The 22,836-nt window shown below is 71.1% G+C and carries 25 protein-coding genes; 19 read left to right on the forward strand and 6 right to left on the reverse strand.

Annotated features, from left to right (window positions below; genetic code table 11):
* Positions 1-113 precede the first annotated feature (113 nt).
* The 9 genes from ACFVVO_RS00005 to ACFVVO_RS00045 all read left to right on the forward strand — a co-directional run bounded on the left by ACFVVO_RS00005 (position 114) and on the right by ACFVVO_RS00045 (position 7,856).
* Positions 114-758, forward strand: a complete 645-nt coding sequence (locus tag ACFVVO_RS00005; RefSeq protein WP_390050701.1) for an HAD family hydrolase — start codon at positions 114-116, stop codon at positions 756-758.
* A gap of 91 nt (positions 759-849) precedes the next feature.
* On the forward strand, positions 850-1,590 hold the full coding sequence (locus tag ACFVVO_RS00010) for a VC0807 family protein (protein WP_390050702.1): 741 nt from the start codon (positions 850-852) through the stop codon (positions 1,588-1,590).
* An 81-nt stretch (positions 1,591-1,671) separates the two neighbouring features.
* Positions 1,672-2,886, forward strand: a complete 1,215-nt coding sequence (locus ACFVVO_RS00015; RefSeq protein ID WP_390050703.1) for an MFS transporter — start codon at positions 1,672-1,674, stop codon at positions 2,884-2,886.
* Positions 2,837-4,009, forward strand: coding sequence for an acetoin utilization protein AcuC (locus ACFVVO_RS00020; protein WP_390050704.1), 1,173 nt, complete (start codon positions 2,837-2,839; stop codon positions 4,007-4,009). Before ACFVVO_RS00015 ends, ACFVVO_RS00020 begins: the two co-directional genes overlap by 50 nt.
* Before the next feature lie 85 nt (positions 4,010-4,094).
* Positions 4,095-4,910 (forward strand): phosphatase, encoded by an 816-nt coding sequence (locus ACFVVO_RS00025; protein WP_390050705.1) that lies wholly within the window; start codon positions 4,095-4,097, stop codon positions 4,908-4,910.
* 129 nt (positions 4,911-5,039) lie between these two features.
* Positions 5,040-5,252 carry a helix-turn-helix domain-containing protein gene (locus ACFVVO_RS00030; RefSeq protein WP_159045100.1) on the forward strand — a complete coding sequence of 71 codons (213 nt, stop codon included), beginning with the start codon at positions 5,040-5,042 and terminating at the stop codon, positions 5,250-5,252.
* 133 nt (positions 5,253-5,385) lie between these two features.
* Positions 5,386-5,484 (forward strand): 30S ribosomal protein bS22, encoded by a 99-nt coding sequence (locus tag ACFVVO_RS00035; protein ID WP_003948845.1) that lies wholly within the window; start codon positions 5,386-5,388, stop codon positions 5,482-5,484.
* A gap of 240 nt (positions 5,485-5,724) precedes the next feature.
* Positions 5,725-6,786: an NAD-dependent epimerase/dehydratase family protein gene (locus ACFVVO_RS00040; RefSeq protein ID WP_390050706.1), complete on the forward strand. Its 1,062-nt coding sequence runs from the start codon at positions 5,725-5,727 to the stop codon at positions 6,784-6,786.
* A 14-nt stretch (positions 6,787-6,800) separates the two neighbouring features.
* Positions 6,801-7,856, forward strand: a complete 1,056-nt coding sequence (locus ACFVVO_RS00045; protein WP_390050707.1) for a lysophospholipid acyltransferase family protein — start codon at positions 6,801-6,803, stop codon at positions 7,854-7,856.
* Positions 7,857-7,940: 84 nt separating this feature from the next.
* Here the strand turns inward: ACFVVO_RS00045 and ACFVVO_RS00050 are convergent, their stop codons facing one another.
* The 3 genes from ACFVVO_RS00050 to ACFVVO_RS00060 form a co-directional block, all read right to left on the reverse strand.
* The gene (locus ACFVVO_RS00050) at positions 7,941-9,167 is read right to left on the reverse strand and encodes a DUF5667 domain-containing protein (RefSeq protein ID WP_390050708.1); all 1,227 of its coding nucleotides are present in this window, start codon (positions 9,165-9,167) and stop codon (positions 7,941-7,943) included.
* A 234-nt stretch (positions 9,168-9,401) separates the two neighbouring features.
* A complete protein-coding gene (locus ACFVVO_RS00055) occupies positions 9,402-10,181 on the reverse strand; it encodes an ECF subfamily RNA polymerase sigma factor, BldN family (RefSeq protein ID WP_390050709.1) in 780 nt (259 codons plus the stop codon).
* 344 nt (positions 10,182-10,525) lie between these two features.
* The gene (locus ACFVVO_RS00060; RefSeq protein ID WP_390050710.1) at positions 10,526-11,446 is read right to left on the reverse strand and encodes an HAD family hydrolase; all 921 of its coding nucleotides are present in this window, start codon (positions 11,444-11,446) and stop codon (positions 10,526-10,528) included.
* Positions 11,447-11,540: 94 nt separating this feature from the next.
* Between ACFVVO_RS00060 and ACFVVO_RS00065 the strand changes: the two genes are divergently transcribed.
* The 9 genes from ACFVVO_RS00065 (at position 11,541) to ACFVVO_RS00105 (ending at position 20,276) form a co-directional block, all read left to right on the forward strand.
* Entirely contained in the window at positions 11,541-11,837 is a 297-nt protein-coding gene (locus ACFVVO_RS00065; protein ID WP_390050711.1) for a glutaredoxin family protein, read from the forward strand.
* Positions 11,838-12,080: 243 nt separating this feature from the next.
* Positions 12,081-12,845, forward strand: coding sequence for a redox-sensing transcriptional repressor Rex (locus ACFVVO_RS00070; RefSeq protein ID WP_390050712.1), 765 nt, complete (start codon positions 12,081-12,083; stop codon positions 12,843-12,845).
* Positions 12,842-14,581 (forward strand): glutamyl-tRNA reductase, encoded by a 1,740-nt coding sequence (locus ACFVVO_RS00075; protein WP_390050713.1) that lies wholly within the window; start codon positions 12,842-12,844, stop codon positions 14,579-14,581. Before ACFVVO_RS00070 ends, ACFVVO_RS00075 begins: the two co-directional genes overlap by 4 nt.
* Positions 14,578-15,537, forward strand: coding sequence for a hydroxymethylbilane synthase (hemC, locus tag ACFVVO_RS00080; RefSeq protein ID WP_390050714.1), 960 nt, complete (start codon positions 14,578-14,580; stop codon positions 15,535-15,537). The genes ACFVVO_RS00075 and hemC overlap by 4 nt, the downstream gene beginning before the upstream one ends.
* On the forward strand, positions 15,534-17,243 hold the full coding sequence (locus ACFVVO_RS00085) for a uroporphyrinogen-III synthase (protein ID WP_390050715.1): 1,710 nt from the start codon (positions 15,534-15,536) through the stop codon (positions 17,241-17,243). The genes hemC and ACFVVO_RS00085 overlap by 4 nt, the downstream gene beginning before the upstream one ends.
* Positions 17,244-17,516: 273 nt before the next feature.
* On the forward strand, positions 17,517-17,921 hold the full coding sequence (locus tag ACFVVO_RS00090) for a hypothetical protein (protein ID WP_390050716.1): 405 nt from the start codon (positions 17,517-17,519) through the stop codon (positions 17,919-17,921).
* Positions 17,922-18,131: 210 nt separating this feature from the next.
* Complete coding sequence (locus ACFVVO_RS00095; protein WP_390050717.1) at positions 18,132-18,566, forward strand: VOC family protein; 435 nt, start codon at positions 18,132-18,134, stop codon at positions 18,564-18,566.
* 73 nt (positions 18,567-18,639) lie between these two features.
* Complete coding sequence (gene hemB / locus ACFVVO_RS00100) at positions 18,640-19,632, forward strand: porphobilinogen synthase (protein ID WP_390050718.1); 993 nt, start codon at positions 18,640-18,642, stop codon at positions 19,630-19,632.
* A gap of 278 nt (positions 19,633-19,910) precedes the next feature.
* Positions 19,911-20,276, forward strand: coding sequence for a DUF805 domain-containing protein (locus ACFVVO_RS00105; protein WP_390050719.1), 366 nt, complete (start codon positions 19,911-19,913; stop codon positions 20,274-20,276).
* Positions 20,277-20,399: 123 nt separating this feature from the next.
* Here the strand turns inward: ACFVVO_RS00105 and ACFVVO_RS00110 are convergent, their stop codons facing one another.
* Genes ACFVVO_RS00110 through ACFVVO_RS00120 form a run of 3 tightly spaced genes read right to left on the reverse strand, consistent with a single transcriptional unit; the run spans position 20,400 to position 22,267 of the window.
* Complete coding sequence (locus tag ACFVVO_RS00110) at positions 20,400-21,248, reverse strand: DUF4253 domain-containing protein (RefSeq protein WP_390050720.1); 849 nt, start codon at positions 21,246-21,248, stop codon at positions 20,400-20,402.
* Between the two features lie 48 nt (positions 21,249-21,296).
* Entirely contained in the window at positions 21,297-21,485 is a 189-nt protein-coding gene (locus ACFVVO_RS00115; RefSeq protein ID WP_390050721.1) for a DUF397 domain-containing protein, read from the reverse strand.
* Positions 21,482-22,267 (reverse strand): Scr1 family TA system antitoxin-like transcriptional regulator, encoded by a 786-nt coding sequence (locus tag ACFVVO_RS00120; RefSeq protein ID WP_390050722.1) that lies wholly within the window; start codon positions 22,265-22,267, stop codon positions 21,482-21,484. Before ACFVVO_RS00120 ends, ACFVVO_RS00115 begins: the two co-directional genes overlap by 4 nt.
* Before the next feature lie 142 nt (positions 22,268-22,409).
* Between ACFVVO_RS00120 and ACFVVO_RS00125 the strand changes: the two genes are divergently transcribed.
* Positions 22,410-22,823 (forward strand): ATP-binding protein, encoded by a 414-nt coding sequence (locus ACFVVO_RS00125; RefSeq protein WP_390050723.1) that lies wholly within the window; start codon positions 22,410-22,412, stop codon positions 22,821-22,823.
* The last annotated feature ends 13 nt before the right edge of the window (positions 22,824-22,836 follow it).

Below are 22,836 nucleotides of genomic sequence, written 5' to 3' on the forward strand. Positions count from 1 at the left end.
TACTGCAGGGGGGACCCTGTGGGAGAGTAGGACGCCGCCGAACAATCTTTGGGAAACCCCCGCATCGAAAGATGCGGGGGTTTTCTGCGTTCAGGGTCCTTTAGGGTCTGGGTATGCGCTATGACCTCGTCATCTTCGACAACGACGGTGTTCTCGTCGACAGTGAGCCGATCTCCAACCGGATCCTGGCCGCCCATCTGACGGAACTCGGGCACCCGACGTCGTACGAGGATTCCATCCGGGACTACATGGGGTCCGCGATGCACCGGATCCACGATCTGGTCCTGGCGCGGACGGGGGAACGGCTACCGGAGGACTTCGACGATGTCTTCCACGCGCGCGTGTTCGCCGCGTTCGAGCGGGAGTTGCGGCCCGTCGCCGGCGTGGGCGGAGTGCTGGAGAAACTGGCCGCGGACGGGGTGCCGTACTGCGTGGCGTCGTCCGGGAGCCACGAGCGGATCAGGGTGGGGCACCGGACGACCGGGCTCGACCGGTGGTTCACGGAGGACAGGATCTTCAGCTCCCAGGACGTCGGGCGGGGCAAGCCGGCGCCCGACCTCTTCCTGTACGCGGCCGAGCGGATGGGCGCCGCACCCGAGCGCTGCCTGGTCATAGAGGACTCCCCGCTGGGCGTTCAGGCGGCCGTGGCGGCCGGGATGGACGTGTACGGGTTCACCGCGATGACCCCGGCGGCGAGGCTGACCGGCGCCGGTCAACTCTTCTCCACCATGGGGGAATTGGCCGACCTGCTGGTATGACGGGCGGCACCCCGGGGGCTGACATTTGTCATGCGGACTTCCGGATGATCGTTCCTACCGCCGGACCCCGCCCGGCGGCGAAGCTGAGAGCATGACGAAGACCACGGGGAACCAGGACCGGACCGACAACCTGAGCCGCAGGCAGAACCCGAGCCGGCTGCGGACCTTCAAGCCGCTGCTGGTGGACGTCGCGGTGCCGATCGGCGCGTACTACCTCCTCAAGGAGGCGTTCGGGATGAGCACCTTCGGGGCGCTCGCCTGGAGCAGCGTGGTGCCGGCGGTGCGGACCGTGTACGGCGTGGTCAAGGAGCGGACGACCAACGCGCTCGCCCTCCTCACCCTGGTGGTGAACGTCGTGAGCCTGGTGGCCGGGTTCGTGTCCGGCGACCCGCGGCTGATGCTCGCCAAGGACGGCGCGGTCAGCAGCACCCTGGCGATCGGGATCCTCGTCTCGGTGGTGCTCGGCAAGCCGGCCATGACCGCCGGGATGAAGCCCTTCCTCGTCAAGGGCGACGCCGACCGCGAAGCCGCCTGGGAGCGTCTCGCCTCGGGCACGGTGGCCGGCTCGGACGCCTTCCGGCGCAAGGAGCGGACCTTCTCGCTGGTATGGGGCACGGCCCTGCTGTTCGAGTGCGTCGCACGGGTCGTCGGTGCCTACACCGTCCCGGTCGACACCATGGTCTGGCTCGGCACGGTCGTCATCGCGGTGGTGCTGACGGTGGCGTTCGTGGTCGGCGGTGGTCTCGCGGCCGAGCCGATGGCGCGGCTGCTCGCCGCCGAGGCGGAGGCGGGCAAGGCCGGCCGGCGGCCCGAAGTGGCCGTCGCCGCCTGACCCGCCGGACAGCGAAGCTGAAGGAAATTCACCTTTGGCTGGATCTACCCACAGGTAGCCAGGGGCCCTACGCTCGCCGCCATGACTGATGTGCTGCGGCGCGGCAGGGCCTCGCTGGCGTTCAGCTTCTTCGCACAGGGCGCCGCGTTCGCTCTGCTGGTGACGCGCATCCCGGCCATCCAGGACCGCTACGGAGTCTCCGACGCGCTGCTGCCGGTCTTCCTGGCCGCCGTCCCGATCCTCGCCGGAGCCGGCAGTGTGACTACCGAGCATCTGGTGAAGCGGATACGGCCCAGCCGGCTGCTGCGCTGGTCGCAGCCGGTGGTGCTGCTGGCCCTGGTCGGCGTCGGAGCCGGTGACCGGCTGGCCGGACTCGGCGTGGCCCTGGCTGTGTTCGGGCTCGCCGTGGGTGCGCTGGACGCCTCGATGAACATGCTCGGGGTGAGTCTGCAGCGGACGTACGGGCGCAGCATCATGCTGAGCTTCCACGCGGTCTACAGCCTGGGCGGGATCGTCGGCGCCTCGCTGGCCTGGGCCGGCGCGCACTGGCATCTCGCGCTGTGGGTGTCGTACCTGCCGGTGGTGGCCGTGCTGCTGCCGGCGGCGCTCGTGGGCAGCCGGTGGTACGTCGACGGGGTCGCGGAGCCCGCGGCGGACCAGGCGGCAGGGCAGGGCGGGGGGCTCGTCTTCAAGCTGCTGCTGCCGCTGTGCCTGGTGATGACGTTCGCGTACATCGGGGACTCGACCGTCTCCAACTGGAGCGCGAAGTACCTGAAGGACGTGCTGGGCAGTTCGGAGCAGCTGGCGACCGTGCCGTACAACGTGTACATGGTGACCACGCTGGTCGGCCGGTCCATCGGGGACTTCGGGGTACGGCGGTTCGGCGCGGCCGCCGTGGTGCGGCTCGGGGCGCTGGTGGCGGCCGCCGGGTTCGCGGTGGTGTCCGTGGCGCCGGACGCGGGGCTGGGGATGCTCGGGTTCACCCTGCTGGGGCTGGGACTGTGTGTACTGGTGCCGCAGACGTTCGCGGCGGCCGGCCGGCTGTTCCCGGGGGCCTCGGACGCGGCGATCGCGCGGCTCAACATCTTCAACTACGTCGGCTTCCTCGTCGGTTCGCCGCTGGTGGGTGCGCTCGGGGACGCCTGGAGCTACCGCGGGGCCATGCTCGTGCCGATGGTGTTGGTGCTGGTGACGCTCGTGTACGCCAGGTCGTTCGCGGCTCAACCGGACCGATACGGTGGCGGGCATGAGCGGCCGCGCACAGCTGATGTGGGACGAGGCAGTAACGGGCTATGACTTCGGCCCGGACCATCCGATGGATCCGGTCCGGCTGGAGCTGACCCGGAAGCTGGTGGGTGCCTTCGGGCTCGACCGGGAGCTGCGGGTCGTCGCGGCGAAACCGGCCGGGGAGTCGACGCTGCGGCTGGTCCACCGCCCGGACTACATCGACGCCGTCAAGGCCGCGTCCGCCGATCCGCGCTCGGCCCGCGGGGCGTACGGGCTCGGCACGGAGGACGATCCCGCGTTCGCGGGGATGCACGAGGTGTCCGCGCTGATCGCGGGGCAGTCGGTGGGGGCGGCGGAGGCGGTGTGGCGCGGGGAAGCGCTGCACGCGGTGAACTTCACCGGCGGGCTGCACCACGCGATGCCGGGCGGCGCCTCGGGGTTCTGCATCTACAACGACGCGGCGCTGGCCATCGCGCGGCTGCTGGAGCTGGGCGTCGAGCGGGTCGCCTACGTGGACGTCGACGTGCACCACGGGGACGGGGTGCAGGCGGCGTTCTGGGAGGACCCGCGGGTGCTGACGATCTCGCTGCACGAGCATCCCCGTACGTTGTTCCCGCAGACCGGGTGGCCGCAGGAGACCGGTGCGGGCGCGGGCGAGGGGGCCGCCGTGAACGTGGCCCTGCCGGCCGGGACCGGCGACGCGGGATGGGTGCGGGCGTTCCACGCGGTGGTGCCCGAACTGCTCGCCGAGTTCCGGCCGCAGGTGCTGGTGTCGCAGCACGGGGCCGACACGCACTTCGAGGATCCGCTGGCGCATCTCGCGGTGTCGCTGGACGCGCAGCGGGCGGTGCAGGTGGCGTGCCATGAGCTGGCGCACGAGTACGCGGACGGGAAGTGGGTCGCGCTGGGGGGCGGCGGCTACGCGGTGGTCGAGGTGGTGCCGCGGTCGTGGACGCATCTGGTGGGGATCGCGGCGGGGCGTGAGGTCGATCCGGCGGCGCTGATTCCCGAGGGGTGGCGGCAGGAGGTGTTCGCGCGGACCCGGCAGTTGGCGCCGCAGCGGATGAGTGACGGGCGGTGGCCGGTGTCGTTCGCGTCGTGGGAGTCGGGGTACGACCCCGCCGATCGCCTGGATCAGGCTGTTCTCGCCACCCGCCGTTCCGCGTTTCCGCTGCGCGGGCTGCTGCCCTGAGCGTCGGGGGCACCCGCTGGGCCAACCGTGCGGTGTTCCCCCGTTCCGCCACCGCGCCGCCCCCCAGTGCGTCACCATCGCACCCGTGTTGACCGCCGATGGCCTCCGTGCGCATCTGCTGGCCGCTCGGCTGGCCGGTGAGATCGGGACCTCCCGTGAGGTCAGTCTCCGTCGGTACCGGCTGTTCGCGGCCCGGGATCCGCGGGTGCTGATCGGAATCGACCCCGAGTCGCCTTGGGGGCAGCGGGAGTTGCTCGCCCTGATGGCGGAGAGGTGCGGGGTTTCGGCCGATCCCCGGTACACCTCCGGCCCGGATGTGATCGATCCGGAGCGGACGCTGGCCGCTCTGGACGCGTTCGCGGAGCGGATCCGGAACGTGGCCCGGCGCGGTGCGCCCGTGCTGTTCGGTACCGGGCATCCGCATCGGCTGCTCGGGTTCTACGGCGGCTTGGCGGACGCGCTGTCGGCGGCGGGGTGTGAGGTGCTCACCCCCGCGCAGGGTCGCTGTGTCGACATATTGACCCGGTTCGGTCTACGCACGCACCGCGTCGACTACGCCCGTGGTGTTGCCCTGGTGCGGGAACCGGGAAGCGGGCGCCCCGGTTGTGAGCCGGGTGCGCACTGCCACTCACCGCTCCCGGTTCGGGTCGCCCTGGCCGCCGCGGCCGAGGCCGGCGGACCGCTGCCGGAGCTGGTGATCGGGGACCACGGGTGGGTCTGCGGTGCTGGTCAGCTGGGGTTCGAGGCGATCGGCCTGGCCGACACCGACGATCCGGCGCTGTTCGTGGGGGAGGCGGAGGGGGTCGTGTCCGTCGCCGTTCCGGTTGACGACGGCGTGCCGTCTGGTCACTATCTGCCGCTGGCCCGCTACGTACTCAATCGAGCGTGTCTGTCACAGTAGGCCGCCGATGGGTGCACCTCTTCCCCACTCGCATCACCCGCCCCTACATTGGGGAGTGAGCACGCAACGACGAAGAGTCACCGGAAGGGGAAGCCGGTGGCCGTCGAGTGCGGAAGGTTCAGGTGTGTCATGGCTGCAGCTGGCGAGAGGCCTCTGAACGAGGTTCAGTTCCTTACCGTGGCGGAGGTCGCCTCGGTGATGCGAGTGTCGAAGATGACCGTGTACCGGCTGGTGCACAGCGGTCATCTGCCCGCGATCCGGGTGGGGCGGTCCTTCCGCGTCCCGGAGCAAGCGGTACACGAGTACCTCCGCGAGAGTTATGTGGGGGTGGAGACGGTCTGACGGCGCTCGGGGAGACCCCGAGCAACCCCTCGATTACAGGCTCGGCGCTCGACCGGGTAGGCTGACCCCTCGTAGGTCGTGTGGGCCCATGGCGCCCAAACAACCGAGTGATGAGAAGTGAGCGAGGGTAGTCGTGGGCTCTGTTATCAAGAAGCGGCGCAAGCGGATGGCCAAGAAGAAGCACCGCAAGCTGCTCAAGCGCACGCGCGTTCAGCGCCGCAACAAGAAGTAAGCGGCGCCGCGAGAGCGTGTCCTGTGGCCCCCCACCTGTAAAGGGCGGGGGGCCACAGTCGTGTCCGGACCCGGGCGCGATCGGCGCTTCGGGGGCATCGGCATATTCCGACTGGGGAAATTCCGTCACTTCACGCATCGGGTGGTCATCACAGCGCAACATCCACCCGCTAAGTTTGCCGACACGGGGAACGCGGCAGGGACCAGGTCCCGTACGAGGTCGGGAAGGAAGGCGCTGATCTTGGGGAAGGTCGTGCTCGTCACCGGAGTGGCCCGGCAGCTGGGCGGCCGGTTCGTACGGCGGATCCAGCGGGACCCGGACGTGGACCGGGTGATCGCCGTGGACGCGGTGCCGCCGGCGCACCATCTGGGCGGAGCCGACTTCATCCAGGCCGACATCCGGCAGCCCGGCATCGCCCGGGTGCTCGCCGAGACGGGCGCCGACACGGTCGTCCACCTGGACGTGACCGGTACCGCGCTGGGCGGCGGCAGCCGGGTCACGGTCAAGGAGACCAACGTCATCGGCACCATGCAGTTGCTCGGCGCCTGCCAGAAGTCGCCGACCGTGCGGCGGCTGGTGGTGAAGTCCAGTACCAACGTCTACGGGTCCGCGCCGCGCGATCCCGCCGTGTTCACCGAGACGACCCCGGCCAAGTCGCTGCCCAGCGGCGGGTTCGCGAAGGACACGGTGGAGGTCGAGGGGTACGTCCGCGGGTTCGCGCGGCGGCGGCCGGACGTCGCCGTGTGCGTGCTGCGTTTCGCCAACATCCTCGGGCCGGCCGCCGAAACCCCGCTCGCCGAGTACTTCGCGCTGCCGGTGCTGCCGACCGTGTTCGGCTACGACCCGCGGCTGCAGTTCGTGCACGAGGACGACGTCATCGAGGTGCTGCGGCTGGCCTCCCACGAGCCGCGCCGGTCCACGCTGAACAGCGGCACCTTCAACATCGCCGGGGACGGCGTGCTGCTGCTCTCGCAGTGCTCGCGGCGGCTGGGGCGGCCCACCGTCCCGTTGCTGCTGCCAGCCGTTACCTGGGCGGGTTCGCTGGTGCGTACGCTGGGAATGACGGACTTCTCGCCGGAACAGATCCGGCTGCTCACCCACGGCCGGGTGGTGGCCACGGACCAGATGCGCGAGACGCTGGGCTTCCAGCCCAAATACACGACGGCGGAGACGTTCGCGGACTTCGCGAGCGGCCAGGGCCCCGGCCTGCTGCCGCCGGAGGCCCTCGCGGGGGCCGTGGACCGGGTCGCCGCGCTCGCCGCGAAGGGCAGCGGGCACCTCCCGACGCAGAGCGCCAACTGAGGAGCGCAGCAACGATGGCGGACGCCAAGGTCATTCCGTTCGACGACGACCGGTCCCGCGGGAGCGCCGCCCAGCGGCCGTCGCGGCGCCGCGGCGTGGGGAACCGGCGCGGGGCGGCCGGGGAGGCCGGGCCGGTTCGCGAGGTCCAGCCCCTGCCCACCAGGGCGGCTGTACCGGATGATGTCCCGGTGACCGGGGAGGAAAGGCCGCCCGCCGAGCCGCACGACGACGGCGGTCTCGAGCGGCGCATCGCGAGCGGCCTGTCGTTCCTGCGCCGCCGGCTCACCGGGGACTACGAGGTCGACGACTTCGGCTACGACGAGGAGCTGACCGACCAGGTCCTGATGTCGCTGCTGCGGCCGGTGTACGAGAAGTACTTCCGGGTCGAGGTGAAGGGCATCGAGAACATCCCGGCCGAGGGCGGGGCGCTGATCGTCGCCAACCACTCCGGGACGCTGCCGCTGGACGGCCTGATGATGCAGGTCGCCGTGCACGACCAGCACCCGGCCGACCGGCATCTGCGGCTCCTCGCGGCCGACCTGGTCTTCGTGCTGCCGCTGGTCAACGAACTCGCCCGCAAGCTGGGCCACACCCTCGCCTGCGCGGAGGACGCCGAACGGCTCCTCGCGCAGGGCGAACTGGTCGGCGTCATGCCGGAGGGTTTCAAGGGCATCGGCAAGCCGTTCAGCGAGCGTTACAAGCTCCAGCGGTTCGGCCGCGGCGGTTTCGTCTCCACTGCCCTGCGGCAAGGGGTGCCGATCATCCCGTGCTCGGTCGTCGGCGCCGAGGAGATCTACCCGATGCTCGGCAACGCCAAGACCCTGGCGCGGCTGCTGGGCTTCCCGTACTTCCCGCTGACGCCGACCTTTCCGTGGCTCGGGCCGCTCGGGGCGATCCCGCTGCCCACCAAATGGACCATCCAGTTCGGCGAGCCGATCCCCACGGACGGCTATCCGCCGGAGGCGGCCGACGACCCGATGCTGATGTTCAACCTGACCGACCAGGTCCGCGAACAGATCCAGCACACGCTGTACAAGCTTTTGGTGCAGCGGCGGTCGGTGTTCTTCTGACGGCTGTTCTTCTGACGGTTCGGTGGTACGGCGACGGGGGCGCCCCTGCTCGGAAAGGGGCGCCCCCGTCGCTGTCGTACCGCGCTAGCCCGCGTCCTGGCTGTCGATGCCCAGGCCGGGCAGCAGGCCCGGGAGGAGCGGCGGGAGGGTGACGTCCGGCGCGCTCGTCGGGGGCTTGCTGGTGGTCGGGGAACCACCGTCGCCGCCGATCTTCGGCGGGTCGAGCAGGCCGCCCGTGCTGCCTCCGATCAGGCCGTCGTCGCTGTCGCGGGTGGCCGAGCCGGTGGGGCTGCCGGAGCCGGTGTGCCGCCCCGCGGAGGGCGTGCCGCCGGTGCTGGGCGCCGTCGGACGGTGGCTGCCGGAGGAGCCGGTGGACGCCTCGCCGGAGCCCTGTCGCGTGCCGTCGCCCGTCGACGCGGGCCGCTGCGGCAGCAGGGACTGCAGCGGGGCGACCTCTTCGTCTATGGCGTCGAAGACCGACGACACCTGCTGTTTGACGTCGCCGAGCTGCATGGGCAGCTTGTCGCTCAGCGCGCTCCAGGCGTCCCGGTGGGACTGGGAGAAGCTGGAGAGCGCCTGGATGGGCCCGAGGGAGTCGGGATCCCGCTCGTAGGCCTCGTGCAGCAGGCGGTGGCCCTCGGTGACGTCGTGCCGCATCCCGGACAGGGTGCGGCGGATCTCGCCGATGGACTCGTGGTCGAGCTGTTGGCCGCCGCGGGCGCGCTCCATCAGCCGGCGGGCCTCGCTCAGCCGGGTGGAGGCCTGGTCGAGGTACGTCTGGCCACGCTGGTCCTCGCCGTCGCTCAGGTAGTTGAGCCTGAAGTCCTCGATGCCGCGCTTCAGGCCGTACAGCGAGTCACCGGGCAGCGCGTCGGAACTCGCGGCGGCGACTCCGCCGAAGGCCCCGGCGGCCACGCCGACGCTCAGCCCGCCGGCCGCGAGCCCCTTGGTCAGTCTGGAACGCGGCCGGAGCTTGCCCAGTGGGCTCGCCCGGTGCGCACCGCGCCCGCGGGAGCGCTGTTCGGGTACGGCTGTGTCCGCCGCCCCGCCCTCCTGGAGCATGGCCTCCATCGCGGCCACCAGCTGGGCGCGCTGGACGACCTTGACCTCGGGGTCGAGCTGCGGCCTGGGCAGCGCGCCGAGGTCCACCGCCAGGGCCAGGAGCTCGCCCCGCTCGGACTGTTCCTCGGTGGTCGGCGGCGATCCCGCCGCCGCTGCGGACTGCTCGGCCGCCGTGTCCCGGTCGGACTGCTCCTCCAGGGCCTGGGCGAAGGCGTTCGCCCGCCGGTGCGCCGATACGTTCGCGATCACTGGCGGCACCTCCTCTCGTCATCACGGTCGACTCCCCAGGGGGTCCTGAGGGTTGCACGCCCACGACCTCTTCCACCCGATCGAGCGATGGGTCGGCCAGGACGTGACCACAGGGAGCCTGTATCCCGCACAACGAGCGGTCCGGCACTTGGGTTACGGACGGCGGATGATCCGGTCGGAAAGTCAACGGGCCGCAACGCGGAGTGAGTTGGCGGTAGCTGAGCGTGGCAGGTGTCAGCGGACGTCGTCCGGCAGAAGCCGGGCGAGCGTCCGCACGGCGCGGTACTGGAGGGTCTTGATGGCACCTTCGTTCTTGCCCATCACCCGGGCGGTCTCGGCGACCGAGAGGCCCTGCAGGAAGCGCAGTGTCACGCACTCCTGCTGCTGGGGGTTGAGCCGGCGCACGGCGTCCAGCAGCGCGGCGTTGGAGAGGGACTCCAGGACGGAGTCCTCCGGTGAGCGCTCGACCTCGTTGGCGTCGAGCATCTCGCCGGTGGTGACCTCGAGCCGGAACCGGCTGGACTTGAAGTGGTCCGCCACCAGGTTCCGGGCGATCGTCACCAGCCAGGCGCCGAAGTCGCGGCCCTGCCAGGTGAAGGTGCCGATCCTGCGGAGCGCCCGCAGAAAGGTCTCACTCGTCAGGTCCTCGGCGGTCGCCTTGCCGCCCACCCGGTAGTAGATGTACCGGTACACCGTGTCGCTGTACTGGTCGTAGAGGCGGCCGAAGGCCTCGGCCTCGCCGGCCTGGGCGCGCTCCACGAGATCCATCATCCGGGCGCTGTCGCTGTCCGCGGCCGGACGGCGGGTGGTGGCCGCGCCGGTCGCGCCGCCGCGTCTGCCGACCGTGGCGCTGCCCTCGGCCAGTGCGTAGCACGGGCCCAGGGGGGCGGCGGTGGCGAAGGCGGGGACGGCATACGCGGTGGGGACGACGCCGCGCAGCGTCTCTTTGACCGCCGCGACCGTCGCGCGCAGCGTAGCCAGGCCCGAGGCGTCAACCCCGACGTGTGGGTACACGGGACTCCCAGAGGCAGAGCTTCCATCACGTGCAGTGCGGAACCGTTCACCCGTCGTAGCGACGGAGGGGTACCGGATTGCGTCTGAGGAGAATAACGCTTCGTGCAGGCACTGCTACACCGAGTTGCTCAAATCACCGATTGCGTCGCTTCTGTTACCGATTGACGGTCTATCAAGCATCGCAACTTGATCGGTTGTTGATCGGAAAAGGGCGTGTTTCGGCGAAGTGCGGGGCGTGTTGGGGGTGCGACGGCATAATCCGGGGTTCTCCCCACCGTCCAGGCGTGTCGCCGCCGGCCGCAGGGCTGCCCGCGGCCGGCGGCCGCCACCGGCGACCGCCGGTCCTATCGCCGGCGCCGGCTCAGGGCGATGGCCGCCACGGTGCCGCCGGCGACCGCGCCGACGCCCGCCGCCGCCGGGATGCCGACCTTCGCGGCCTTGCGGCCGGTGCGGTAGTCCCGCAGCCGCCAGTCCTGCTCGCGGGCGTGCTTGCGCAGCTTGGCATCCGGGTTGATGGCATAGGGGTGGCCCACGAGCGACAGCATCGGGATGTCGTTGTGGCTGTCGCTGTAGGCGGCGCAGCGGTTCAGGTCCAGGCCCTCCGCCGCCGCCAGCGCCCGCACCGCCTCCGCCTTGGCCGGCCCGTGCAGGGGCTCGCCCACCAGCGCGCCGGTGTAGACGCCGCCGACCGATTCCGCGACCGTGCCCAGCGCGCCGGTCAGGCCGAGGCGGCGGGCGATGACCTGGGCGATCTCCACGGGGGCCGCGGTGACCAGCCACACCTTCTGGCCCGCGTCCAGGTGTGCCTGGGCCAGGGCCCGGGTGCCCGGCCAGATGCGGTCGGCCATGTACTCGTCGTAGATCTCCTCGCCGATGGTCTCCAGCTCGGCGACCCGGTGGCCCTTGACGATGGAGAGCGCCGAGTCGCGGGCCTCCTGCATGTGCTCGGGGTCCTCGACGCCGGCCAGCCGGAACCACGCCTGCTGCCAGGCGAACCTGGCCAGGTCGCGGGTCTCGAAGAACTTCCGCTTGTACAGGCCGCGCCCGAAGTGGAACAGCGCGGCGCCCTGCATCACGGTGTTGTCGAGATCGAAGAAGGCGGCAGCCTTGTCGTCGCCGAGGACCGGGAACTCCGGTTCCCGCTCGGCGGTCTGCGGAATTTCCCGCGAGGACTTGCGGGCGGCCTCCGCCGAGGCCTCGCCTGCCAACACGCTCCGCGCCGTGGCGGAGCGCCTACGGGGAGTGAGCCATCCTAGAGCGGCCATGGCGTGAGCATAGCCAGTCGGTTCGGTGGTTCCGGAGCCGCGAGGTTCGAAGGGTGTGAACTCTCCATGACGGTGCCGTCGAAGAGGCGGGAGAATGGCCGACATGAGTCCCCTCTTCCGGCGTAAGGCCGTCCCCCGGGAACGGTCGGTCACGCTCATCCGCAAGCCCGGCTGTCATCTGTGCGACGACGCGCAGGCCGTGATCGAGAAGGTCTGCGGGGAACTCGGTGTTTCCTGGGAGCAGAAGGACATCACCCAGGACCGGGAGTTGCACGACCAGTACTGGGAGCAGATCCCGGTGGTCCTCGTCGACGGCAGCCAGCACACCTTCTGGCGGGTGGACGAGGCCCGGCTGCGCCGCGAGCTGACCGGCGGCCGAGCCGGAAACTGACCGACCAGTACAACAAGCCCGCGGAGGTCGCTTAGGATCGTTGGAGTTTTTGTCCCGGGGGCGGGATTCACGAGGAGTGTCGACGTTTTGCCCCCACGAATGACATGCGTGACCCCGGTCACGTTGGCCGGGCAAATCGGACACCATCTTTGTGCACGCGTTCACAAAGGCATAGCCTGCAGTGGACGGGGCGGTCTGGGGACGTATGACCGCCTGCAGCCCCGCTCTACCCGCAGGAGCACCGTGGCAACTGGCCGAACTCACCGACCGGCGACCCGCAGCCGAGGGATTCCCGAGGCCACCGTCGCCCGGCTTCCGCTGTACCTCCGCGCGCTGACCGCACTGTCGGAGCGCTCGGTCCCCACGGTCTCCTCCGAGGAGCTGGCCGCGGCGGCGGGCGTCAACTCCGCGAAGCTGCGCAAGGACTTCTCGTACCTGGGCTCCTACGGAACGCGTGGCGTCGGCTACGACGTGGAGTATCTCGTCTATCAGATCTCCCGTGAACTCGGCCTGACCCAGGACTGGCCGGTTGTGATCGTCGGTATCGGTAACCTCGGCGCCGCCCTCGCCAACTACGGCGGGTTCGCCTCCCGTGGTTTCCGGGTGGCCGCGCTGATCGACGCCGATCCGACGATGGCCGGCAAGCCGGTCGCCGGCATTCCGGTGCAGCACACCGACGAGCTCGAGAAGATCATCAAGGACAACGGCGTCTCGATCGGCGTGATCGCGACCCCCGCCGGTGCCGCCCAGCCGGTCTGCGACCGGCTCGTGGCCGCCGGTGTCACCTCGATCCTGAACTTCGCTCCGACCGTGCTGACCGTCCCGGACGGGGTCGACGTGCGCAAGGTCGACCTCTCCATCGAGCTGCAGATCCTCGCCTTCCACGAGCAGCGCAAGGCCGGCGAGGAGACCGCCGCCGGGGACGGCGCGCTGCCCGCGGCCACCACCCGTGACGCCTCCGGCGACCAGGGACCCGACGGGGACGTGCCCGCCGTGATGCCGGCATGAGTCTCCTCGTCGTCGGACTGAGCCACCGCAGTGCCCCGGTCAGCGTGCTGGAGCGGGCCGCGCTGGGCGCGGACGCCCAGGCCAAGCTGGTCCAGGACACGGTCGCCGCCGAACCGGCCACCGAGGCCGCGGTGCTCGCCACCTGCAACCGCATCGAGCTGTACGCCGACGTGGACAAGTTCCACGCCGGTGTGGCCGAGCTGTCCACGCTGCTCGCCCAGCACAGCGGTGTCGGCCTCGAGGAACTGACCCCGTACCTCTACGTGCACTACGAGGACCGGGCCGTCCACCACCTGTTCTCGGTGGCCTGCGGCCTCGACTCGATGGTCGTCGGCGAGGGGCAGATCCTCGGCCAGATCAAGGACTCCCTGGCCCGCGCCCAGGAGCTGCACACCGCCGGCAAGCTGCTGAACGACCTGTTCCAGCAGGCCCTGCGGGTCGGCAAGCGCGCCCACTCCGAGACCGGCATCGACCGGGCCGGCCAGTCGCTGGTCACCTTCGGCCTGGAGCAGCTGGCCGCGGGCGGTGCCGTCGAGGAATGGGCCGCGGGACGCAGGGCGCTGGTCATCGGCGCCGGGTCGATGTCCTCGCTGGCCGCCGCGACGCTCGCCCGTGCCGGGGTCGGCGAGATCGTCGTCGCCAACCGCACCTTCGAGCGCGCCGAGCGCCTCGCCCGGATACTCACCGAGGGCGACGACACCGCGGTGTCCGCGCGCGCGGTGCGGATGGACGCCGTGCCGGGCGAGCTGACACGTGCCGACGTCGTCGTCTCCTGCACCGGTGCGACGGGCCTGGTACTGACGGCGGACTCGGTCGCGCAGGCGGTCGGGGGCCGGGTCGGGAGCGGCGCCGTCGACCCCGTGGCCGACGCCGACGCCCGTGCGGCCGTGAGGACCGCGCCGGCGGCCACCGCCACCGGTACCGCCGCCGAGGAGAACTGCCCGCTGGACCTGGCCGCCGTGCAGGGCTCGACCGGCTTCTCCGTGCACGGCGAGGCCGCCGTGGCCGGCCTGGACGCGGCCACCCTCGAGCAGCACGGGGCCTGGGTCGCGGGCGGCACCATGGACCGCCGTGAGACCGCCCGGCGCAGCCCGGAGGCGGACGCCGAGCTGATCACCGCGCTCGCCGCGACCGCCGCCGCCGTCGGCCGCATCCCCGAACTCCGCAAGCCCGAACCGGTCGCCGTGATCCCGCGCCCGGCCCCGGCCCTGTTCCTCCTCGACCTCGCCATGCCCCGCGACATCGACGCGGCCGTGCACCGGCTGGCCGGGGTGCGCCTGGTGGACATCGAGTCCCTGGCCGAGGCCTCCGCCACGGTGTCCGGCCAGCTGACTCCGTCCGCGGGGCCGATGGCGGCCGATGTGGACCAGGTCCGGCGTATCGTCTCCGACGAGGTAGCGGCCTTCGGCGCGGCACAGCGGGCGGCGCACATCACGCCGACCGTGGTCGCGCTGCGCACCATGGCCGCGGACGTCGTCGCCGGTGAGATCGCACGGCTCGACGGCCGCCTGCCCGACCTGGACGAACGCCAGCGCGGTGAGATCCGGCAGGCCGTGCACCGGGTCGTCGACAAGCTGCTGCACGCGCCGACCGTACGGGTCAAGCAGCTCGCGGCCGAGCCCGGCGGCGCCGGGTACGCGGACGCGCTGCGCACCCTCTTCGACCTCGACCCCGAGACGGTTGCCGCCGTCTCCCGGGCCGGGGACAGCACAGACAAGAAGGACCGACCGGCATGACAGAGAAGGCACTGAGACTGGGGACGAGGCGGAGCAAGCTCGCCTTGGCCCAGTCCGGGCAGGTCGCGGACGCCGTCCGCCGGGTGACCGGGCGCCCCGTCGAGCTGGTCGAGATCACCACGCACGGCGACGTCTCCCGCGAGCACCTCACGCAGATCGGCGGCACCGGCGTGTTCGTCACGGCGCTGCGCGACGCGCTGGTCAGCGGCGAGGTGGACTTCGCGGTTCATTCGCTCAAGGACCTGCCGACCACGCAGCCCGACGAACTGGTCCTGGCCGCCGTACCGGTGCGCGAGGACCCGCGCGACGTGATCGTCGCCCGGGACGCGCTGAAGTTCACGGACCTGCCGCGGGGTGCCCGCATCGGCACCGGGGCGCCGCGCCGCATGGCGCAGCTCAACGCGTACGCCCGCGCCCACGGACTGGACATAGAGACGGTCCCGATACGCGGCAACGTCGACACCCGGATCGGTTTCGTGCGGGACGGTGAGCTGGACGCGGTCGTCCTCGCCGCCGCCGGACTGAACCGCATCGGCCGGATCGACGAGGTCACCGACTTCCTGTCGGTCGACACGGTTCTGCCCGCCCCCGGCCAGGGGGCCCTGGCGATCGAGTGCACCGCGGCCGCCGCGGACCTCGTCGCCGCGCTCGGCGAACTCGACGACCCGTTCACCCGGGCCGCCGTGACCGCCGAACGGTCCCTGCTCGCCGCCCTGGAGGCCGGTTGCAGCGCACCTGTGGGTGCGTTGGCCGACCACCTGGCCGACGGGCAGATTGTCAAGGAAATGCGCCTGCGCGGCGTCGTCGGCACGACCGACGGCACCCGCACGGTGCAGCTGTCCACCACCGGTCCCGTGCCCCAGACGCACGACCAGGCGATGGCACTCGGGCGCGAACTCGCCACCGAGATGCTCAACCAGGGCGCGGCCGGTCTGATGGGGGAGCGAGCACAGTGAGCCCCACCACTCTTCCCGCCGGCCTTGAACACGGGCACGTCACCTTCCTGGGTGCCGGACCCGGGGATCCGGGGCTACTGACTCTGCGCGCCGTGGAGGCGCTGTCGAACGCGGATGTCCTGATCGCCGAGCACGAGGTGCTCGAGGTGATCCGGACGCACGCCCGGCAGGGCGTGTCCGTCGTGCCGATGGACGCGGACTCCTCCTCGGTGTCACCACCGGGCACGGGCGCGCCGCAGCTCACGGTCGTTGACGGTGCGTCAACAACCGCTGCGGTCCCGACTCCTGCCCGGGATGCGGCTCATCTTGTCATGGAGGCCACGCGGGGCGGCAGGCGGGTCGTCCGTGCGGTGTCCGGGGACCCGGGACTTGATACGTACGCGGCCGAGGAAATGCTCGCCTGCGCCGCCGCCGGTGTGCCCTTCGAGGTCGTACCGGGTGTGGCGACCGCCGTCGGCGTACCCGCGTACGCCGGTGTGCCGCTGCGCGACCCGAACGGCGCGGACGTCCGGTTCGTGGACGCCCGTACCGCCTCCGACCGCTGCTGGACGGAGGTGGGGGCCTCCGACGGCACGGTGGTCGTCTCCACGACGCTGGACTCGGTGGCCGCAGCGGCCGGCGAACTGGTGTCCGCGGGCCGCAAGCCGGACACCCCGCTGACCGTCACCGTCGCCGGCACCACGACCCGGCAGCGCACCTGGACGGCGACGCTCGGCACCATCGCGCAGACGCTGAAGCAGGCGAAGGTCCTGCCGTCCCCGGACGGCGGCCGGCCCGTGATAGCCGTGGTCGGCGAGCGAAGCGCAGCCGCCCAGCGCGACCAGTTGTCGTGGTTCGAGTCCAAGCCGCTGTTCGGCTGGAAGGTGCTCGTGCCGCGTACGAAGGAGCAGGCGGCTTCGCTCTCCGACCAGTTGCGGTCCTACGGCGCGGTGCCGCACGAGGTCCCGACGATCGCGGTGGAGCCCCCGCGCACCCCGCAGCAGATGGAACGCGCGGTCAAGGGCCTGGTCACCGGCCGGTACGAGTGGATCGCCTTCACGTCCGTCAACGCGGTCAAGGCGGTGCGCGAGAAGTTCGAGGAGTACGGCCTCGACGCCCGTGCATTCGCGGGCATCAAGGTCGCCGCGGTGGGCGAGCAGACGGCGAAGGCGCTGATCGCCTTCGGCGTGAAGCCCGACCTGGTGCCGAGCGGCGAGCAGTCGGCGGCCGGCCTCCTGGAGGACTGGCCTCCGTACGACCCGGTCTTCGACCCGATCGACCGCGTCTTCCTGCCCCGGGCCGACATCGCCACCGAGACCCTGGTGGCCGGTCTGATCGAGCTGGGCTGGGAGGTCGACGACGTCACGGCCTACCGGACCGTGCGGGCCTCGCCGCCCCCGGCGGAGACCCGTGAGGCCATCAAGGGCGGTGGCTTCGACGCGGTGCTGTTCACGTCGTCCTCGACCGTCCGGAACCTGGTGGGCATCGCGGGCAAGCCGCACAACGTCACGGTGATCGCCTGCATCGGTCCGGCGACGGCCAAGACGGCCGAGGAACACGGTCTGCGCGTCGACGTGATGGCCCCCGAGCCCTCGGTCCACAAGCTGGCCGAGGCCCTGGCCGACTTCGGCATGAAGCGCCGGGCGGCCGCCCTGGAGTCCGGCGACCCGGTGACCCGCCCGAGCGAGCGCCGTCCGGGCGCACGGAGGCGTCGCTCGACGACGTGACCTTCCGCGGACACCGGCTCAGGGGCGCCTCCTCTTTCGAGGGGCGCCCCTGAGCCGGTTCCGTCACTCACGCTCCTCGCCGGCCTGCGCCGCTCCGACGACCGTCTGGTGAACGTGCGTTCCGGGCACCGCACCCCGGCCGCTGCCGTGACTGCCGATCCGAGCCGACGGTGACCGCAGGCCTGTGGCGCGCCGCCTGAGCCGAGGCGGCCGCCGCGAGCACCCTTGCACCGCCCATGCCCGGTGCGTTGTGTGCATGCCATGATCGGGCGCATGAGTGAGCACGCTGGACACGCGGAAATCGTCTACTGGCGGCGGAGCCTGTGGAACGGCGCGCGCTGTGTGCCCGTCGTCCTGAGCCTGCTTCCGGGCGAGTTGCGCGCTCAGGACCGGGAAGGGACGGTCGTCTTCCAGGGCGATCCCCGGAATGTCGACGGCCGGCTGACCCGGCTCGGCACTCTGCTGATCAACGTCGAGGGGAAGCGGTACGCCCTGGTCGGACGGGGCAGTGACCTGTCGCCCGCGCCGACTGCCGAGCAGCACGCGGCCGTGAGCGGCTGCCGGCCTCCGGCGGACGTGTCCGGAGGCGCGTTCGACGAGATCCTGAACGGCGGCGCCATGGCGCGCATGCGCGCCTGGCACACCTGGCTCGGCGGGGCGGGCGCCCGCCTGCGCTGACCGGCGGCGTGAGGAGATTCTCCGCTCTCGGCATCCGCCGCATCCGACAGCGGCCGAACGGGCGAATCACTGATGGGTTCCCCGTTCTGTGACCTTCCCCGAGGCGGGACGGGGAGCCCGCCCGACGCCGTCGTCCACGAGGCATCCCCTCGTCAACAGGTGGATCAGCGCCGTGAATTGAGTGACGAGCCCCCCTGCTAGGGTGCGCCGATGTCATCGATCAAGCAGTTCCAGGTCACCTTCGACTGCGCGGAACCCGAGCGCGTCGCCCGCTTCTGGTGCGAGGTGCTGGGGTACGTCGTACCGCCGCCGCCGGAGGGGTTCGCCACCTGGGACGATTACGACCGCTCGCTGCCGCCCGAGGAGCGGGGCTCGTGGTTCGCGTGCGTCGATCCCTCGGGTGTGGGCCCGCGGCTGTACTTCCAGCGCGTCCCCGAGGGCAAGGTCGCCAAGAACCGGGTGCACCTCGATGTGCGGGTGGGCACGGGACTCGTGGGGGACGAGCGGCTCGCCACGCTCCAGGCCGAGTGCGCACGACTGGTCGCGCTCGGCGCGGTCTGCGTGCGTGTGCTGCTCGCCGACGACGACAACGAGTCGTGCATCGTGATGCAGGACGTCGAGGGCAACGAGTTCTGTCTCGACTGAGTGCCCAGCCCGGGGCCCGGCGCCGACGGCCCGTCGGCAAAGGTGGCCCTGGGGCGGGCGTAGCGTAGACGGTATGACGAAGTACGGATCTTTTCCCGGTACCCGTCCCCGGCGGCTGCGGACCTCGCCCGTCATGCGGCGCATGGTCGCCGAGACGCGACTGCACCCCGCCGACTTCATCCTGCCGGCCTTCATCCGTGAGGGCGTCGGCGAGCCGGTGCCGATCTCGGCCATGCCCGGGGTGGTCCAGCACACCCGCGACAGCCTGAGGAAGGCCGCGCTGGAGGCGGTGGAGGCCGGGATTTCCGGGATCATGCTCTTCGGGGTGCCGGAGGAGGGCAAGAAGGACGCCCAGGGCACGGTCGGCACCGACCCGGACGGGATTCTCCAGGTCGCGCTGCGCGATGTGCGGGCCGAGGTGGGTGACGACCTGCTCGTCATGTCCGACCTGTGCCTGGACGAGTTCACCGATCACGGCCACTGCGGGGTGCTCGACGCCGAGGGGCGGGTCGACAACGACGCCACGCTCGAGCGGTACGCCGAGATGGCCCAGGTGCAGGCCGACGCGGGCGCCCACGTCGTCGGGCCCAGCGGGATGATGGACGGCCAGATCGGTGTCGTCCGGGACGCGCTCGACCAGATCGGCCGGGAGGACGTCGCGATCCTCGCCTACACCGCCAAGTACTCCTCCGCCTTCTACGGCCCCTTCCGCGAGGCCGTCGGCTCCTCGCTCCAGGGTGACCGCAAGACGTACCAGCAGGACCCCGCCAACTGGCGCGAGTCCCTGCGGGAGCTGGAGCTGGACCTCGCCGAGGGCGCCGACATGGTGATGGTCAAGCCGGCCGGCCCGTACCTCGACATCGTCGCCCGGGTCGCCGACGCCGTGGACGTGCCCGTCGCCGCCTACCAGATCTCCGGCGAGTACTCGATGATCGAGGCCGCCGCGGAGAAGGGCTGGATCGACCGGGACCGCGCCATCCTGGAGACCCTGACCGGCATCAAGCGGGCCGGGGCGCGGACCATCCTCACCTACTGGGCGACCGAAGTGGCGCGAAAGCTGCGCTGACGGGACACGGTTGGAGATCGTTCCGGTACCGAAACGGCGGCGGCCCGGCTGCGGTGTGCTGTCGTTTCGGCAACGGAACGGGCTCGGTTCCGGAAACGTCCGGTGATGGTCCTGCGGACACTCCATGATCATGGGTGTTTCTGTCCTGAAAACGACGTTTGAAGACCGTCCGTCACACATCTCCGCCGTGTGTGACGCGCTCCTGCCAACCCCTTAATCTCTGCGCCTGGCCTGATCCATTCCGGGATGGGCTGAACGTCTATCCCTGGGGGGATGTCATGAGCTGGTTCATCGCCGCACTCAAGAAGTACGCCGTCTTCAGCGGCCGCGCGCGCCGCAAGGAGTTCTGGCTGTTCTCGCTGTTCGCGTACCTGATCTACATCGTGCTGGGGGGCATCGGCGCCGCGACCAAGACGCCGGCCCTGCTCGCCGTCGCCGGCATCGTCGTCCTCGCGCTCCTGCTGCCGGCCTGGGGTGTCACGGTGCGCCGCCTGCACGACACGGGCCGCTCCGGCTGGTGGATCCTCTTCGGCATCATCCCGCTCGCCGGCCCCATCACCCTGCTGGTCTTCTACTGCCTGGACAGCGAGGCCGGCGCCAACAAGTACGGCCCGAACCCGAAGGAAGCCCCGGCGCTCGTCTGACGCCCCGCCCGCGGCATCCGTGCCGCGCCTTCGGCGCACGCCGTCCTGAGGCCGCCCGGCCAGCGTTGTCCGGGCGGCCTCGGGCATGTACGGGCAGTGCTCACCGGCGAGCGGCGTCTGGGCTCAGTCCCACCAGAAGAACCAGGTCGGCTCGTCGACGAGGTTCTTGGCGTAGGCGCGCAGGCCGGCCGGCCCGCCCTGGGTGATGTTGTCCGGGCAGAAGGCGAAGTGCTCCGCCGCCAGGGCCTCGGCGTCGGCCAGGGCGCTCGGCGGGGCGGCCACCGACAGCACCAGGACGTCGAAGCCGAGGGCCACGACGCGTATGCCGAAGCGGTCCTCCCAGGAGCGCAGGACCGCGCACAGGCGTGCCACGTCGTTCTCGTGGTTGAGCGGGCCGGTCCAGCCGATGGCGGCCGGGATGTCGGCGGAGCGTCGGGACGGGACGAGGGCCAGACGCGTGTCCTTGAGCCACGTCCCCTCGGCCAGGGAGTCGGCCACCCGCGCGGCCCTCGTGCCCGGGTCGGCGGTCAGTACGCCGGCCGGAGCGAGGCCCGGCCACGCCGGTCCGAACGGCGCCAGCAGCTCGGCCAGTTCCTCGTCGAACCCGGCCTCCGGCTCGGCTTCGGGGTCGCCCTCCGCCCCCTCGTCGCCCCAGTACTCCGCGAGGACCTCCTCCGGGTCGTGGTCCCCGGGGTAGGACATGTCACCGGGCATCAGCTCCCAGTCGTCCGGTCCGCCCTGGGTGCCGCCCAGCTCCACGAGGACCGGCAGCAGTCCTGCCCGGGCGGCGGGCGCGCCCAGAGCGGCCCAGGTGCCGGGCGCGGCCTGCTTCTCCGCGTGCCACAGCAGGGGCTCGTGCCAGGGGCCGTCGTCCGTCGTGTCGACCAGCCTGCCGGGCGGCAGCCGAAGACCGAGGGAACGTCCGCTGGGATCGGTCGCCAGAGAGGGCAGCGGGTTGGGAAGAGTCGCCATGACGGTGACTCTAGGAGCAGCCACTGACAACGCCGTTGACCAGCAGCGTCACTTGAGGGACGAGGTGAACGCGGCCCACGTCGCGGGGGAGAGGTGCAGCGTGGGCCTGTCGGCTGGGGGCTGCTGCTTGGAGTCGCGGATGTGGATGGCCTGGGGGGAGGCGGCCACTTCGAGGCAGGCCCCGCCTTCGCTACCGCTGTAGGACGACTTGAACCACTGAAGAGCTTCGGTGTTCATGTATCTCCTAGCAGGCGGTCAAGCAGGCTCATTGAGTCCTGAGTGTTCAAGGCCTGCGTTCGCAGCATCGCATACTTGCGCGCGAGCGTGGACACCTCATCAGGGTCGGAGACCCACTGGCTGCCGCGTTGGCCCTCGACGTAGGCCAGGTGCTGGTGATCCGGGGATTCCAGCAGGATGAAGGGGCCGTCGAGACCGGCATGATGTGGGCTGGCCAATGGCAGGAACTGCACCGTCGCGATCGCGAGTTCGGCCATCTCCATCAGGTGCCGGAGCTGTCCCCGCCGTACTTCTCGGCCGCCGATCTGCAAGTGCAGCACGGGCTCCCAGATGACGAAGCTCAGCGTCGGCGGGACCTCGCGGCGCAGGATCTCCTGGCGGTCCATTCGCGCCGCGAGTTTGGTCTCCCTCTCTGCCTCTCCGTACGCAGGGATGCGTTCCCGAAGTACGGCTCGGGCGTACGACTCCGTTTGCAGCAGACCAGGCAGCACGGCGTTGTCGTACCAGGACAACGCGATGGCCACCCGCTCCTGGTCCATGTACTCCTCGGCCCACAGCGGGAACTGGTCGACCTCGGGCAGGTTGGCCACGCCCGCGGCCAGCGTCCCCTTGGTGCCGAGGAAGTCGTCGAAGATCTCGGCGATGTCGGGCTTCAGGGTGCGCCGGCCCTGTTCGATCGACGCGATCGTCTCCTCGTTGATGTTCAGCGCGGCGCTCAGGCCCGACTGGCTCAGGCCCGCCGCCCGGCGTGCGGTGGCGAGTTGACGGCCCAGCATCCGCATGGCCGAGTGGTTCCTCCGTGTAGGCGTCATACCGCTGAACTCCCCAGGCCCGGCCGTACACGACCTCGCACGAACCCGTACAACCGCGTTGTACGGGATTACCCACTGATCGAGGCTAGTCACTCTGAGCGATCTTCGTCCCGTGAACGCACAGACCGAACTTCCCTACCAGCGCGATCAGTTCTATGGCCGGAGTCGCCGCTCGGTGCCCGCTGCCAGACGGTTCACGGAGTGGTCGCTGACCTACTGGGGACTCGCCGAGTGGCGGCGGGCGGGAGACGTGACGCTCTGCGTGAGCGAGCTGGCCACGAACGCGCTCGTGCACGGGGTGCCGCCGGGGCGGGGCTTCCTGTTGCGGCTGCGGTACGACGGGGCGGTGGTACGGGCCGAGGTGCACGACAGCGGGGCCGGCGTCCCGCGCGTCGCGGAGGAGGCCGGGGGAGACGAGGAGGAAGGCGGACGGGGGCTGCTGCTCGTCTCCGTCCTCGCCGACAAGTGGGGCGTCGGGACCCGGGCTCCGGGAAAGCTGGTGTGGTGCGAGTTCGTCGCTTCCTAGATGGCGCACGCCC

Source organism: Streptomyces sp. NPDC058145, assembly GCF_042884245.1.
Classification (GTDB): domain Bacteria; phylum Actinomycetota; class Actinomycetes; order Streptomycetales; family Streptomycetaceae; genus Streptomyces.

Coding starts and splice junctions, on each gene's coding strand:
- ACFVVO_RS00005 (WP_390050701.1), top strand. CDS start 114: ATGCGCTATGACCTCGTCATCTTCGACAACGACGGTGTTCTCGTCGAC.
- ACFVVO_RS00010 (WP_390050702.1), top strand. CDS start 850: ATGACGAAGACCACGGGGAACCAGGACCGGACCGACAACCTGAGCCGC.
- ACFVVO_RS00015 (WP_390050703.1), top strand. CDS start 1,672: ATGACTGATGTGCTGCGGCGCGGCAGGGCCTCGCTGGCGTTCAGCTTC.
- ACFVVO_RS00020 (WP_390050704.1), top strand. CDS start 2,837: ATGAGCGGCCGCGCACAGCTGATGTGGGACGAGGCAGTAACGGGCTAT.
- ACFVVO_RS00030 (WP_159045100.1), top strand. CDS start 5,040: ATGGCTGCAGCTGGCGAGAGGCCTCTGAACGAGGTTCAGTTCCTTACC.
- ACFVVO_RS00045 (WP_390050707.1), top strand. CDS start 6,801: ATGGCGGACGCCAAGGTCATTCCGTTCGACGACGACCGGTCCCGCGGG.
- ACFVVO_RS00060 (WP_390050710.1), bottom strand. CDS start 11,446: ATGGCCGCTCTAGGATGGCTCACTCCCCGTAGGCGCTCCGCCACGGCG.
- ACFVVO_RS00065 (WP_390050711.1), top strand. CDS start 11,541: ATGGCCGACATGAGTCCCCTCTTCCGGCGTAAGGCCGTCCCCCGGGAA.
- ACFVVO_RS00075 (WP_390050713.1), top strand. CDS start 12,842: ATGAGTCTCCTCGTCGTCGGACTGAGCCACCGCAGTGCCCCGGTCAGC.
- hemC (WP_390050714.1), top strand. CDS start 14,578: ATGACAGAGAAGGCACTGAGACTGGGGACGAGGCGGAGCAAGCTCGCC.
- ACFVVO_RS00090 (WP_390050716.1), top strand. CDS start 17,517: ATGAGTGAGCACGCTGGACACGCGGAAATCGTCTACTGGCGGCGGAGC.
- ACFVVO_RS00095 (WP_390050717.1), top strand. CDS start 18,132: ATGTCATCGATCAAGCAGTTCCAGGTCACCTTCGACTGCGCGGAACCC.
- hemB (WP_390050718.1), top strand. CDS start 18,640: ATGACGAAGTACGGATCTTTTCCCGGTACCCGTCCCCGGCGGCTGCGG.
- ACFVVO_RS00105 (WP_390050719.1), top strand. CDS start 19,911: ATGAGCTGGTTCATCGCCGCACTCAAGAAGTACGCCGTCTTCAGCGGC.
- ACFVVO_RS00110 (WP_390050720.1), bottom strand. CDS start 21,248: ATGGCGACTCTTCCCAACCCGCTGCCCTCTCTGGCGACCGATCCCAGC.
- ACFVVO_RS00115 (WP_390050721.1), bottom strand. CDS start 21,485: ATGAACACCGAAGCTCTTCAGTGGTTCAAGTCGTCCTACAGCGGTAGC.
- ACFVVO_RS00120 (WP_390050722.1), bottom strand. CDS start 22,267: ATGCGGATGCTGGGCCGTCAACTCGCCACCGCACGCCGGGCGGCGGGC.